Origin of the sequence: Paenibacillus psychroresistens (assembly GCF_009728935.1) — a bacterium.
Lineage (GTDB): Bacteria > Bacillota > Bacilli > Paenibacillales > NBRC-103111 > Paenibacillus_AC > Paenibacillus_AC psychroresistens.
The window spans coordinates 2,869,433-2,883,487 of record NZ_CP034235.1; the positions used below are offsets into that span (position 1 = coordinate 2,869,433).

The 14,055-nt window shown below is 42.4% G+C and carries 13 protein-coding genes; all 13 read left to right on the plus strand.

Translation table 11 applies throughout. The features are described 5' to 3' along the window. Window positions 1–36: 36 nt before the first annotated feature. The 13 genes from lepA to EHS13_RS12935 all read left to right on the plus strand — a co-directional run bounded on the left by lepA (window position 37) and on the right by EHS13_RS12935 (window position 14,052). Window positions 37–1,851 (plus strand): translation elongation factor 4, encoded by a 1,815-nt coding sequence (gene lepA / locus EHS13_RS12875; protein WP_155700736.1) that lies wholly within the window; start codon window positions 37–39, stop codon window positions 1,849–1,851. Further along, a complete protein-coding gene (gene hemW / locus EHS13_RS12880) occupies window positions 1,844–3,013 on the plus strand; it encodes a radical SAM family heme chaperone HemW (RefSeq protein WP_155700737.1) in 1,170 nt (389 codons plus the stop codon). Before lepA ends, hemW begins: the two co-directional genes overlap by 8 nt. Window positions 3,014–3,074: 61 nt before the next feature. Continuing rightward, the gene (locus EHS13_RS12885; protein WP_155700738.1) at window positions 3,075–3,545 is read left to right on the plus strand and encodes an N-acetyltransferase; all 471 of its coding nucleotides are present in this window, start codon (window positions 3,075–3,077) and stop codon (window positions 3,543–3,545) included. A gap of 138 nt (window positions 3,546–3,683) precedes the next feature. Beyond that, the gene (hrcA, locus tag EHS13_RS12890; RefSeq protein ID WP_155700739.1) at window positions 3,684–4,709 is read left to right on the plus strand and encodes a heat-inducible transcriptional repressor HrcA; all 1,026 of its coding nucleotides are present in this window, start codon (window positions 3,684–3,686) and stop codon (window positions 4,707–4,709) included. 16 nt (window positions 4,710–4,725) lie between these two features. After that, window positions 4,726–6,273 (plus strand): TCP-1/cpn60 chaperonin family protein, encoded by a 1,548-nt coding sequence (locus EHS13_RS12895; RefSeq protein WP_155700740.1) that lies wholly within the window; start codon window positions 4,726–4,728, stop codon window positions 6,271–6,273. A gap of 43 nt (window positions 6,274–6,316) precedes the next feature. Continuing rightward, the gene (gene grpE, locus EHS13_RS12900; RefSeq protein ID WP_227013918.1) at window positions 6,317–6,886 is read left to right on the plus strand and encodes a nucleotide exchange factor GrpE; all 570 of its coding nucleotides are present in this window, start codon (window positions 6,317–6,319) and stop codon (window positions 6,884–6,886) included. Window positions 6,887–6,912: 26 nt separating this feature from the next. After that, the gene (gene dnaK, locus EHS13_RS12905) at window positions 6,913–8,772 is read left to right on the plus strand and encodes a molecular chaperone DnaK (RefSeq protein ID WP_155700742.1); all 1,860 of its coding nucleotides are present in this window, start codon (window positions 6,913–6,915) and stop codon (window positions 8,770–8,772) included. Between the two features lie 82 nt (window positions 8,773–8,854). Continuing rightward, on the plus strand, window positions 8,855–9,979 hold the full coding sequence (gene dnaJ, locus EHS13_RS12910) for a molecular chaperone DnaJ (protein ID WP_155700743.1): 1,125 nt from the start codon (window positions 8,855–8,857) through the stop codon (window positions 9,977–9,979). 108 nt (window positions 9,980–10,087) lie between these two features. Continuing rightward, window positions 10,088–11,119: a Gfo/Idh/MocA family protein gene (locus tag EHS13_RS12915; protein ID WP_162463094.1), complete on the plus strand. Its 1,032-nt coding sequence runs from the start codon at window positions 10,088–10,090 to the stop codon at window positions 11,117–11,119. Window positions 11,120–11,209: 90 nt separating this feature from the next. Beyond that, complete coding sequence (locus tag EHS13_RS12920; protein ID WP_155700745.1) at window positions 11,210–11,395, plus strand: YfhD family protein; 186 nt, start codon at window positions 11,210–11,212, stop codon at window positions 11,393–11,395. A gap of 156 nt (window positions 11,396–11,551) precedes the next feature. Next, window positions 11,552–12,514, plus strand: coding sequence for a 50S ribosomal protein L11 methyltransferase (prmA, locus tag EHS13_RS12925; RefSeq protein WP_155700746.1), 963 nt, complete (start codon window positions 11,552–11,554; stop codon window positions 12,512–12,514). Window positions 12,515–12,521: 7 nt separating this feature from the next. After that, entirely contained in the window at window positions 12,522–13,223 is a 702-nt protein-coding gene (locus EHS13_RS12930) for a site-2 protease family protein (RefSeq protein WP_227013919.1), read from the plus strand. Window positions 13,224–13,287: 64 nt separating this feature from the next. Further along, window positions 13,288–14,052: an RsmE family RNA methyltransferase gene (locus tag EHS13_RS12935; protein ID WP_155700747.1), complete on the plus strand. Its 765-nt coding sequence runs from the start codon at window positions 13,288–13,290 to the stop codon at window positions 14,050–14,052. Window positions 14,053–14,055: the final 3 nt, after the last annotated feature.

Here is a 14,055-nt window from a genome sequence, read left to right on the forward strand (position 1 = left end):
TTAGTGTGATTGCGCATATTTTTCAGGGGGTTAGGCATGACGGACATTCGAGCGAGACAAAAAAGAATTCGGAATTTCTCAATTATTGCACATATTGATCATGGTAAGTCCACTTTGGCTGACCGTATTTTGGAATATACCGGCGCCGTAGCCTCACGTGATATGCAAGAGCAGCTACTGGATTCCATGGATTTGGAGCGGGAGCGCGGGATTACAATTAAGCTGCAAGCTGTTCGTTTAAATTATAAAGCCGATGACGGCGAGGTTTATATTCTTAATCTAATTGATACACCGGGGCATGTCGATTTCACTTATGAAGTATCCCGAAGCTTGGCTGCCTGTGAAGGTGCTTTGCTGGTAGTTGATGCTGCTCAAGGGATTGAAGCTCAAACCTTAGCCAATGTTTATTTGGCTTTAGACAATAACCTGGAGATTCTGCCGGTTATTAATAAAATTGATTTGCCAAGTGCAGATCCTGAGCGTGTGAAGCAGCAAATCGAAGAAGTTATCGGTTTAGATGCCAGCGAAGCTGTATTGGCTTCAGCTAAGGCGGGTATCGGAATTAAAGAAATACTTGAGCAGGTTGTTGCTAAGGTTCCCGCACCTGTTGGAGATCCGGATAACCCTTTAAAAGCATTGATTTTTGACTCTCATTATGATCCTTATAAAGGGGTCATTGTTTATGTTCGCGTAATCGATGGTTCAATTCGTGCAGGCACGAAGATTACATTTATGGCGACTCAAAAATCATTTGAAGTCATCGAGGTCGGGGCCTTTATGCCGCGTATGAGCATAATTCCTGAACTTAATGTCGGAGACGTTGGTTTTATCGTTGCAGGAATTAAGAATGTTAAGGATACACGAGTCGGGGATACGGTTACTGATTTTAAGAATCCAGCTCCAGAAGCGTTGCCTGGTTATCGTCGAATTAACCCGATGGTTTTCTGCGGATTATATCCTATTGATAACTCGGAATATAATGATCTTAGAGAAGCTTTGGAGAAGCTGGAACTGAATGACAGCTCGCTTCGCTATGAACCGGAAAGCTCTACTGCATTAGGCTTCGGCTTCCGCTGCGGATTTCTTGGATTGCTCCACATGGAAATTATTCAAGAACGCGTTGAACGCGAATTTAATATTCCGTTAATTACTACAGCACCAAGCGTTATCTATCATGTTACGCTAACGAATGGTGAGTTGCTGAAAATTGATAATCCGGCGAATTACCCAGATCCAGGTAAGATTGAGTTTGTAGAAGAGCCTTATGTTAAAGCGGGGGTTATTGTACCAAATGACTTTGTAGGGACAATCATGGAGCTTTGCCAAAGCAAACGCGGCGAATTTGTCAATATGGAATATCTCGATTCCAATCGAGTCACATTAACCTATGAAATGCCGCTATCCGAAATTGTTTATGATTTCTTCGATCAATTGAAGTCTGGAACCAAAGGGTATGCGTCGTTTGACTACGAAATGTGCGGGTATAAACGCTCCAACCTCGTGAAGATGGATATTCTGTTGAATTCAGAGAATGTAGATGCGTTATCCTTCATTGTTCATCGTGATCGCGCTTATAATCGCGGACGCCAAATTTGTGAGAAGCTCAAGGATCTGATTCCACGCCAAATGTTTGAAGTTCCCATCCAAGCGTCTATTGGTCAAAAAGTGCTTGCCCGTGAAACAGTAAAAGCGATGCGTAAGAATGTATTAGCCAAATGCTACGGCGGTGACATCTCACGTAAACGTAAGCTGCTGGATAAACAAAAAGAAGGCAAGAAGCGAATGAAACAGGTGGGCAGCGTGGAAATTCCACAGGAGGCCTTCATGGCGGTGTTGAGACTAGATGAATAGCTTTCATATTGCACCTAAAGCCGTATACCTGCATATTCCGTTTTGTACGAATAAATGCCATTACTGTGATTTTAATTCCTATGTGCTCAAAGGTCAGCCCGTAAGGGAATACTTGGATGCACTTGAACGTGAAATGGAGCAAACCGTTAAACAGCTTCCTCCGGACGGGATCGAAACAATCTTTGTTGGAGGGGGTACGCCAACTGTCCTGCTTCCAGATCAAATGGAGCATTTTCTGCGCTTGGTACGCACTTACTTTTTTCATGGTGATGCACGGGACGAACAAATTGAGTTTTCGATGGAAGCTAATCCGGGAACAACGGATATTGATAAGCTGCATGCTATGAAAGCTGGTGGTGTTAATCGGATCAGCTTTGGTGTTCAGTCCTTTGATCCCATGCTGCTTGCCGAAATTGGACGTATCCATAATGTCGATGATGTTTACCGAAGTATTGAGAATGCCAGAACTGCAGGCTTTAATAATCTCTCCATTGATTTAATGTTCGGCCTTCCCAAGCAAACCATTGCCATGATGCAGCAGACATTAGATGCTGCCTTAAAGCTAGATTTGCAGCATTACTCGATTTACGGACTTAAGGTTGAAGAGAATACGCTTTTTCATACCCTTTTTCAGAAAAATCAGCTTGCTCTTCCGGATGAGGATGACGAGGTGCAAATGTATCTCTCCATCATGGAACGCTTGCAAGCTGCGGGCTATTCCCAATATGAAATCAGCAATTTCGCGAAACCTGGGTATGAAAGTCGCCATAATTCCATGTATTGGCGGAATCAGAGCTATTATGGCTTAGGTGCTGGAGCTCATGGCTATATGCTTCGGCAACGGCATTCCAATGTTAAAGCTATTCAGCCTTACATTGATGCTACCAAGCTTGGTTTGCCTATATTGGATGGGCATGAAGTTAGTCGGGAAGAAGCGATGGAAGACTTTATGATGGTTGGTTTGCGAATGCTTAAAGGCGTAACTAATCAGGATTTCAGCTCTCAATTCGATGTAACCATGGAATCGGTTTTTGGTGAGATTCTCGAAAAGCTGACTCAGAAAAAACTGTTGACTGCTTTCGATGGCGGCTATCGTTTATCGGAGCATGGAATTTTATTAGGCAATGAGGTATTTGCGGAGTTTATCGGAATATTTGCTTGATATTTTTATGCATTCTATTGTATATTTATTCATACTATCTTTTAAACTGGATGTGAGAATAATGACTGTAGTATCTGTTATGTGTAGAAAAGCAAGCATTGACGATGTGAATACATTGTTTGAAATTATACAGGGTTATGCGGAAAAAGGCATTATGCTTCCGAGATCCAAAGAGGTTCTGCAGCGTCAGATCGACACTTTCGTTATAGCTGAAGTGGATGGAATTATGGTTGGCTGCGGCTCACTAACGCTCTTGGGTCCTGAACTTGTTGAAATCCGGTCTCTAGGAATTACGGATGGATACAAGGGCTTAGGAATTGGGAAGAAGCTTGTAACCTTCTTAACCGAGGAAGCAAGAGCTCAGAAAATTCCGAAGATTATGGCTCTGACGTATGAAGTTGCCTTTTTTGAGAAAAATGGGTTTAGTGTGGTCCCAAAGGAGATTTTTCCGGAAAAAGTATGGAAAGATTGTATATTTTGCAAAAAACAACACTGCTGTGATGAAATTGCCGTACTTAAACGTTTGGATTAACTTGACAACAGGCGTTTGGGTTTGGTATTTTTGTATTATCGATTAGCACTCAGCTGACGAGAGTGCTAACATTCGAATTTTAATAAGCAGATGCTTACGAAGCCAGTTTACGATCGTAAACTCTTAGGAGGGGAATATATGCTATCAGAACGGCAACGTATGATTTTGAACGCGATCGTGGATGATTATATTCGTTATGCCGAACCTGTTGGCTCCCGCAGTATTTCCAAACGTGGAGATATCGGCTTTAGTCCTGCAACAATTCGCAATGAGATGTCTGATTTGGAGGAGCTTGGCTTTTTGGAGCAGCCTCACACCTCGGCAGGACGAATTCCATCGAATAAAGGTTATCGGTATTATGTCGATCATCTTGTTCAATATGGAGCATTGTCGGTACATGAGTTAAGTGTAATGAAAGGCTTTTTTGCCGAAAAAATAAGTGAAGTCGAACAAGTAGTGCAGCAGGTCGCAACTGTATTATCAGGGTTAACCAACTACACATCAATCGTATTGGGCCCAGAGGTATTTAATACGACATTGAAGCATTTACAGATTATTCCGTTAAATACTCACACGGCTGTTGCCATTATCGTGACGAATACAGGGCATGTTGAGAATAAAACATTTACACTTCCTGAAGGCATACCGATGTCAGAGATCGAAAAAACCGTTAACATTTTGAATGATCGCTTGCAGAATGTACCGTTGGTTCAGCTTCGATCCAAGCTATACAGCGAAATTGGTGTAGAGCTGAGTAAAAATGTGGATCGTTATGAAGATTTGCTTCATCTTATGGAAGAGGTGCTGCAAAACGAAGAACAAGATCGGATTTTTCTAGGCGGCGCAACGAATATGCTGACTCAGCCCGATTTTAAAGATGTCGATAAGGTCAAACATATTCTTGATTTATTGGATGAAAAACCAAATTTATTACGAATGTTTACCGCATTGCCTGAAGGGATTCAAGTTAGGATTGGCAGTGAAAATAGCGTTGAGGCCATCAATCATTGCAGCTTGATCTCAGCAAGCTATTCCATAGATGGTCAATTGCTGGGAACTATCGGTATCCTAGGTCCTACCCGAATGGAATACGGCAAGGTGATTCGCTTGCTGGATTATCTATCTCGCGATTTGTCACTTATTCTCGGACGCTGGTATAAATAGAGAGGACTTACACTTCATGAGTCAAGCAAAGCAAGGCAATCACGAAGGGGAAGAACGATATGCCACATTGCTGAATAACGCTGGAGCTATCCGGGCGATATGCGCAGCTGTAGAGGGTACTTTAGGTCCCAAAGGGCTTGATACCATGTTAGTCGGTACGCAAGGTGAAGTGTTAATTACGAATGATGGGGTAACCATTCTTGAAAAAATGGATGTTACGCATCCAGCTGCTCGCTTAATGGTGCAGGTAGCACGTTCACAGCAAGCTATCGTAGGCGATGGAACAACAACCGCGACTGTGCTTGCAGGTGCGTTAGTAAGTGAAGGCGTAGCACAAGTAATGAAGGGTGTACCGGTTGCAAAAGTTGTCCGTGGTATGGAGCAAGGCATTCAGCTTGCAATGGAGAGCTTACAATCACGATCTAGGTACATTGCTGATTTAGATGACCCGATTTTATATCGGATTGCTTATACAGCAGGACGTGAACATAAAGATATTGCTGATCTAGTCCTAGCAGCTGCTAAGCTTACCGGAATGGATAAACTTAAGGACGAAGCCTTTCGTTTTGCGGATACGGTAACGGCTGTGGAGAAAGCTAATAATCAAGTATGGAATGGAATCTTACTTCATAAAAAACCGCTTCATCCTCAAATGCACCGTAATACAGCGTTTAAACAGGTTCTAGTGCTTCAAGATGCGCTTGAACCTGAAGCAATAGATGAAGAAGCTTTGGCAACTGAAAGTGGTTTCCGGGCATTCTTGGAGATGAGAGAGCAATTCAAAGCGCAGCTTGAACAATTGATTAAGCTGCAAGTTGGACTCATCTCAGTCGAGCGTGCAGTTGATGCAGAGGCGGAGCAGTTTTGTGCGGATCATGGCATTATGCTGGTTCAACGACTAACACGGGCGGAGACATTGCAGCTTTGCGAATATACGGGTGCTAAGCCAGTCCGTCGTTCCGCCTTGAAGAAATCACCAGCTGAGCTTGCTACAGTACTTGGTACCGCTGGTGCTATCGACTATGATGAACGAATCGAACGAATTCGTTTAAGTGAAGGTGAAGGAAAGCCGCTGGTCACTTTAATTGTTGGAGCGAGCACAAGAGAAGTTGCGAGTGAACGTTCACGGATTGCGATGGACGCAGCAGCAGCGCTGCAAGCTGCTTTATGGGGCGGATATCTGCCAGGCGGGGGCGCAGCAGAAATAGCGGCAGCTCATGAATTAGATCGCTTTCGGGAATCACAGATGGGAATGGAGAGCTTCGGTATCTCTGCCGTTTCACAAGCACTTCGTAAACCGCTTGGTCAAATCGTCCTAAATGCAGGCTATAATCCACTGGAGAAAGTCGAAGAAATTAAAGCCGCACAGCTGCTAAAGCAAACAGATTCTCTTGGAATTGATTGTGATACCGGCAAGCTGATCGATTGTTTGGAAGCGGGTATTGTTGACCCTACCTTGGTTAAGCTGCATGCACTGAAAGCAGCAGGGGAAGTCGCAGGTGCTTTATTGCGAATTCATACTGTGATCAAAATGAAATCGCATCTTAGCGAAGAATCGGATTAAATGATATAAAAATGGTTTATTAAGTTAAGGAGGTGAATACATTTTGGAAGCGAAAGATCAACAACAAGCAGCTGCAGCAGAAGCCGTGGAGGCAAATGTAGAAGCTATAAACCCGGATCAAGAAGAAGTGACTGAAGTTGAAGTTGAGGTTGTAGATCCGCAAGCAGCAGCTTTAGAAGCAGCGCGCAAGCTTGCCAATGATAACCATGAACGTTATATGCGAGTCCAAGCAGACTATGATAATTTCCGTCGTCGTTCTCGTCAAGAGAAAGAGGATTTTGCTAAATACGCATCAGTGAAATTGATTGAGCAATTGCTGCCGATCGTTGATAATTTTGAACGTGCTTTGGTGGCAAGTAAATCTGTTAAAGATTTTGAAGTTCTAATCAAAGGAATTGAAATGACAGCTAAGCAATTGGACCAGGTTTTGGAATCAGAAGGCTTGAAAGCTATTGAATCGGTTAACCAGCCGTTCAATCCTGATTTTCACCAAGCGATTATGCAGGTCGATTCAGAAGACCACGAAGAAGGCACGATTGTCGAGGAAATCCAAAAAGGTTATATGTTGAAGGATAAAGTGATTCGTCCAGCAATGGTTAAAGTTAGCACGTAAATTATATAATGGAGGTTCGAGAGACCATGGGAAAAGTAATTGGTATTGACTTAGGAACAACAAACTCTTGCGTAGCAGTAATGGAGGGTGGCGAAGCCGTTGTTATCCCCAATCCAGAAGGTAACCGCACAACTCCTTCAATCGTAGGCTTTAAAAAAGATGGCGAGCGTACAGTTGGAGAAACAGCTAAACGCCAAGCTATCACTAATCCAGATCGTACAATTGCATCCATTAAACGTTACATGGGTACGAATCATAAAGTGACAATTGAAGATAAGGACTACACAGCACCAGAAATTTCAGCGATGATTCTTCAGAAATTAAAAGCAGATGCAGAAGCTTACTTAGGTACAAAAGTAACCCAAGCGGTTATTACCGTTCCCGCATATTTTAATGATAGCCAGCGTCAAGCTACAAAGGATGCAGGCAAGATTGCAGGTTTGGAAGTATTGCGTATCGTTAATGAGCCTACAGCTGCAGCACTAGCTTATGGCCTTGAGAAAGATCAAGATGAAACCATCTTGGTTTATGATTTAGGCGGCGGTACGTTTGACGTATCCATTCTTGAATTAGGCGAAGGCACATTTGAAGTTAAAGCAACCAGTGGTGACAACCGTCTAGGCGGCGATGATTTTGACCAATTGGTAATGGATTACCTAGTAGCTGAATTTAAGAAAGAACATAGCATTGACCTAAGCAAAGATAAAGCAGCTGTCCAACGTTTGAAGGATGCTGCAGAAAAAGCGAAAAAGGAGCTTTCTGGAGTTGTAACTTCAACTATCTCCCTTCCGTTTATTACTGTAGTGGATGGCGTTCCTCAGCATTTAGAAATCACGTTAACACGTGCTAAATTTGATGAATTGACTGCTACGCTTGTTGAAAGAACACTCGGGCCAACTCGTCAAGCATTGAAGGATTCAGGCTTAACGGCTAATGATATCGATAAAGTTGTGCTTGTTGGTGGTTCCACTCGTATTCCTGCTGTAGTGGATGCCGTTAAAAGATTGATTGGCAAAGATCCGCATAAAGGTGTTAACCCGGATGAAGTTGTTGCTCTAGGCGCGGCAATTCAAGCAGGTGTTCTTACTGGGGATGTAACAGGTGTAATCCTTCTAGACGTAACTCCATTGTCATTGGGTATTGAAACAGCTGGCGGTGTATTTACGAAAATGATCGAACGCAACACAACAATCCCAACAAGTAAATCTCAGGTTTACAGCACCTATGCAGATATGCAAACTAGCGTAGAAATTCATGTGCTTCAAGGTGAACGTACCATGGCAACAGGAAACAAAACATTGGGCCGATTCATGTTGGGAGATATTCCTGCAGCACCTCGCGGCGTTCCGCAAATTGAAGTTACATTTAATATTGACTCTAATGGTATAGTGAATGTTTCTGCTTTGGAAAAAGGCACTGGTAAAACCCAAACGATTACAATTACAGCGTCAGGCGGTCTATCAGATGCTGAAGTTGATCAAATGATGAAGGATGCCGAAGCTCACGCGGAAGAAGATCGTCTGTTTAAAGAGAAGGTTGAAGCGCGTAATGAAGCCGATCAATTGATGTATACAGCTGATAAAACAATCAAAGATTTAGGCGATAAAGTGGATCAAGCCGAGTTAGACAAAGCGGAAGAAGCTAAAGCTAAAGTTAAAGCGGCGCTTGAAGGCGATGATAACGAAGTCTTGAAAGCTGCAACGGAAGAATTATCGGAAATCGTGCAGCAATTATCTGTGAAGATGTATGAAAAAATGGCAGCAGATGCTCAAGCAGCTCAAGGTGCTCAAGGCGAAGGCGATTCATCGAACAGCAGATCAAACGATAATGTTGTCGAAGCTGAATATGAAGAAGTTAAAGAAGTTAAAGAAGACGAAAAGAAGTAATTTAATTGGAAGTGAAGTCCAAAGCCAGTGAGCAATATTCGGGCTTTGGCTTTGCTTTGTCAGTTTAGATGGGGGTGCTCTAGTGAGTAAGCGTGATTATTATGAAGTGCTTGGGGTAGGCAAGAATGCTACGCCAGAGGAAGTCAAAAAATCCTTTCGTAAGTTAGCCCGGGAGTATCATCCCGACGTTAATAAAGCAGCAAATGCGGAAGAACAATTCAAAGAAGTTAAAGAAGCTTATGATGTGCTGAGCGATGATCAAAAACGCAGTACTTATGACCAATATGGCCATGTCGATCCCAATCAAGGTATGGGTGGCGGCGGTGGTGGTCAGGATATGGGCGGCTTTGGCGATATTTTTGATATGTTCTTTGGCGGCGGTGGTGGCGGAAGAAGGAATCCGAATGCACCACAGCGTGGGAATGATCTGCAATATTCCATGACTATTGAATTTAAAGAAGCTATCTTTGGTAAAGAGCTTGATATTACGATCCCTCGTACGGAAAATTGTGATAAATGTAATGGTTCAGGTGCCAAGGTTGGGACTAAGCCAGAGACTTGCGGCGTTTGTAAAGGGTCTGGACAGCAAGAAGTCATTCAGAATACAGCTTTTGGCCGTATTGTGAATCGCCGTGTTTGTTCCGCTTGTAATGGCCAAGGGCAAATCATTAAAGATAAATGCTCGGATTGTAATGGAGCCGGAAAAGTTAAAAAACAACGTAAAATTCATGTGAAAATTCCAGCTGGTGTTGATGAAGGCGCACAATTGCGTGTTTCAGGCGAGGGAGAAGCAGGAACCAAAGGCGGTCCTCCAGGAGATCTATTTATCGTATTACGTGTGAAAACACATGAGTTCTTCGAGCGTGAAGGCGATGACGTTTATTGCGAGGTTCCACTAACCTTTACTCAAGCAGCTTTAGGTGATGAAATCGAAATTCCAACCTTGACTGAAAAAGTTAAGCTGAAAATCCCTGCAGGCACGCAAACAGGTACCTATTTCCGTTTAAAAGGCAAAGGGGTTCCACGCTTACGCGGTTTTGGCCAAGGAGATCAACAGGTTAAAGTCGTTGTTGTTACGCCAAGTAAATTAACGGATGAGCAAAAGGATCTGTTAAGACAATTCTCAGGTGACAAAGAAGGCCAAGTACCGATCGAGCATCACGAATCGATTTTCGAAAAGATGAAAAAGGCTTTATTTGATAAATAATTTAATTAGTTTACAAAAACTTGCTCGCATTTTATTATGCAGGCAAGTTTTTTATGCTTAAGCTGTCCATTGCTTAAACAAATAGGAACGAGGAGGCATCCATTACAGATGAAATTAAGAGCAGTACTCGTCGGGACCAATGGCTGGGCAGATGCTCATGCCAAAGCCTACCAAGCATGCAATAGCATTGAGCTTGTTGGCATATGCGGACATTCAAATGCAGTTAGATTGAATAGTCTTGCAGACCAATATCAGATCAAACATCGTTCCTTGATTTTAGCGGATTTGTTGCATGAAACGAACCCGGATGTAGTTGATATTGTCAGCAGTGCTGATGCTAGACTTGAATTAGTGAAGATAGCTGTACAGTTTCCTAGTGTCAAGCTAATAAATATCGAAAAGCCTTTAGCGCTTAAACCAACAGAAGCCTACGAGATCGCTAACATTTGTAAAGCTCATAATAAGTTAGTGCTGGTCAACCATCAGCACAAATATTTACCAGCCTGGAGTAAGGCGCGGAATTTGCTGCAAACGGGAGCCATTGGTGAAATTGAATTTATTCGTGCATCCACAAGAGTGAACATTATGGAGCAAGGCTCGCATGTCATCGATATGGTCATGTTCTTTAATGATTTTAGTCCTGTTAGCTGGGTGATGGGACAAACTGGCCTGTGTGAAGGGAAGGATAGCTCCTCGATCGTAGCACCAGATGAGTCAATGGCAAGTGTTCTTTTCGAGAATGGGGTGCGTGCAACGATCGAATGCGGAGCGTTCGCAAGGTCTATTCCAGGAGAAACTAATCCTTTTTACCATATCGGTGTTGAGGTTTATGGGAAAGAAGGACACCTGAAAATTGCGCTCAATCAGTCTTTGGAAGTAAGAAACTACATTACTCAATCCCATATTATCGAGAAATCAAGCTGGGAAGATGGTTATTTGGAGGCATTGATTGCTTATTTAGATTCAATAGATAGTTACGTGTCCAATGCAGAAGGTGGGCATATTTGTGACCTTGAGCATTCAATGCTATCGTACCAAGTCATTATGGCCATCTATCATACCGCCAAATACGGGGGCAAGATTACATTACCACATCCATTTGAGGACAGTATTGTTGAACGATTCGCCACATTACAGTAAATCAACCTCAAGTGCATAAAAACCTATGTTTGGTTAAATACTACTCCTTGTAGTAATTTTGAATTAAAAATGAAGGAGCAGTGAATACAAATGTCATCAGAGAATAAAACAAATGGTTCATCGCAAGAAAAGACGCAAAGACAAAAAAACCTGCCAATAGCAAGCAGCCAAGATGTAGAATTTTCAAGTGAAGCTGCAGATAGTCAAGATTTAGAGGCTAATCAAAGAGCAACAGCAGCTAATAACCGCCAAAAGTCATCTGAGTCATCTGAATAACTAAAGCGAACACGCTAAGTAAAACGCGCTCCTTTCGAACCTGAAAGGAGTTTTTTATGTTTATATTTTTGTAATTTTGCTCCAAACATAACAGTGTAGTACAATAGGGCTAATATGCCGAAAATGGTGTTTATTCAAATTTAGGGGGTTCCAAACATGCGTTGGCACGAGGTTACCATTTATACAACAGAAGAAGCCATTGAAATGGTGACGAACTTCATGCACGAATTAGGAGCCGGTGGTGTATCCATTGAAGAATCTGGAACCTTAAATAAGGAACGTGATACTTCATTTGGACAGCTGTACGATACTCCGCTTAATGATATTCCTGAAGGACGCTGTGAAATTAAGTCTTACTTCTCTGAAGGCAGTGAGATGGAGCGCATATTAAAGGAATTGGATGAATCTCTGCAAATGCTGAGTGAAATTGGCATTGATACAGGCAGCCCGCGCGTAGAGCTGAAGGATGTTTATGACGAAGATTGGGCGGATGAGTGGAAAAAATACTTTAAACCGATTCGGGTTTCGGATAGACTGACTATTAAACCTACTTGGGAAGAGTATTCTCCAGAACCAGATGAGCTAATAATTGAACTGGATCCAGGAATGGCATTTGGAACAGGTACACATGAAACAACTACGTTATGCTTACAAACATTAGAACGAGTTATTCGCGGCGGTGAAGAGATTATAGATGTGGGCACAGGTTCGGGAATTCTTGCGATTGCAGCAATTAAACTAGGTGCTAAGCATGTGCTAGCATTGGATTTGGATCAGGTTGCTGTCACAGTTGCCAATGAGAATGTAGCGCTAAATCGGCTGGAAAGCAGCATTACGGTACGAAAAAGTGATTTATTGAAAGTCATTGAATCTGGCGATAAAAGCTTAGGCATTACTTTACCTGTAGATATTGTTGTGGCTAATATATTGGCAGAAGTGATCATTCTATTCTGTGATGATGTATTTAATGCATTGCGAGCTGGAGGTACATACATTGCTTCAGGAATTATTGCAGCCAAAGAAGAGTTGGTTGAATCTGCTATGACAGCAGCAGGGTTAACGGTAATTGAGAAATATTATGATCAAAATTGGGTGGCGATAGTGGCCAGAAAGATGTAGGTGGAAATTGGATTTTTTAGAAGGTTTGTTGAGGTTCGAGCTTAAAGATACGCCATTTGTATTCTTGGCAGTGGTAATAGCGTTTACCATACATGAATTTGCTCACGCTTACGCTGCCGATAAGTTCGGAGATCCAACTCCTCGCTCGATGGGGAGGGTAACATTAAATCCTCGTGTTCATCTAGATGTATTAGGTACGATATTAATCTTTTTAATTGGTTTTGGTTGGGCTAAGCCTGTGTTAGTTAATCGTGGTAATTTTAAAAGGCCTAGATTGATGGGGATTATTGTTTCTGTTGTAGGTCCACTTTCAAATTTGATTATTGCCTTTATTGGATTGTTTATTCTTTTTTTATTAGGTTATTTTGGTTGGCTACACGAGCTTTACGTTGCGAATTATGGAGTTTGGAGTGCAATTACAACATTTTTAGGTTATTTGATTAGTTTGAATGTGATGTTGTTTTTGTTTAATTTATTGCCTTTGCCGCCACTTGATGGCTATCGAATTGTTCAGGATTTGTTGCCTGTTGAACAAAGGATTAAACTGCAACAGTATGAGCAGTGGGCTATATATTTCTTTTTATTAATGGTCTTTTTACCTCCTTTATACAATGTATTTTTAGGCCCTTATTTATCTTTGCAGGAGCCGATCCAAAATGTCATGCTAGATATAGCTCGTGCGATATTTGGTAGGGTAGCGCTAAGTTAGTAGAAATAACCGAAGTTTCCTTGTAAAATAAAGCTTTGGAACTTTAGCAGAAAGTGTGATGAAGATGCAGCGGTATTTTATTCCTCCAGAGCAATTTCATGAAACGACTGTATCGATTACCGGCGGAGATGCTCACCATTTAGTTCGAGTAATGCGTTCTCAAATAGGCGATACCGTCATTTGCAGCAATGGAATCAATCGGGAAGCACTTGTTAGCCTTACCCTTTTGGATAAGGATATAGTGGAAGCAGCCATTCTTGAGGAGCTGGCTTTAAACAACGAAGCAGCTATTGAGGTGTGGGTAGCGCAAAGCTTGCCTAAAGCTGATAAACTGGAAACTGTGATTCAGAAGAATACGGAAATTGGTGCAGCGCGATTTATCCCTTTTGTTTCAGAGCGGACCATTGTACAGTATGATGATAAGAAAGCAGTGAAGCTGCAAGAACGGTGGGGCAAGATTGCCAAGGAAGCTGCCGAGCAGGCGCATCGTAATCGTGTTCCGGAAGTAACGCTGCCGCTTTCATGGAAACAAACCTTAAAGCTGGTTGAGCAAGTTGATCTTGCGTTGATCTGTTATGAGAAGGAAAGTGGTCTGCAATTAAAGCAGCTGCTGGTCCAAACCTTTAAACGTGAAGCTGAAACACCTCTTAAGGGCAAGGTTTTACTTTTGGTTGGGCCAGAAGGTGGTTTCACAGTGAAAGAGATTGCTGAGGCCGTTCAAGCAGGCTGTCATTCAATTAGCTTAGGCTCGAGAATTCTACGTACGGAAACCGCGGCTATGGTCGCGCTGACGTGCATTTTATATGAAACCGGGGAAATGGGAGGCTGATCG